General features: G+C 28.1%; 1 protein-coding gene. It reads left to right on the forward strand.

Going from position 1 to position 274, the window contains the following annotated elements; all coding sequences use genetic code 11:
- Positions 1-39: 39 nt before the first annotated feature.
- Positions 40-274: hypothetical protein (locus SB752_RS32430; protein WP_410719502.1), on the forward strand; the 235-nt coding region annotated here is incomplete at its 3' end.

The following is a 274-nucleotide window of genomic DNA, read 5'->3' on the forward strand; positions in this document are numbered from 1 at the left end:
GTTTTTACACGATAAATGAATAATACAGAGATCCGAAATTTGATATTTCCAAAGGTTTTAAAACTTGTTTTTTCGATGAGTTTTATCTTTAGCTGTGCTCAAAAAAAAGAAGCATCAATTAACGGATTTCTAGATAATCATACTTTTAACAGTCCTTACGAAGATTCGATAAACTTTAAGACAGACAATATTTTTTCGGTTACAAAATTTAAAAAACCTGAAAAAAATGATAGTATTTCCGCAAAATTCAACGGTCTTTCTTACACGAAAGAAT

The sequence above is a fragment of the Brevibacillus sp. SIMBA_040 genome, from assembly GCF_046535075.1.
Lineage (GTDB): Bacteria > Bacillota > Bacilli > Brevibacillales > Brevibacillaceae > Brevibacillus.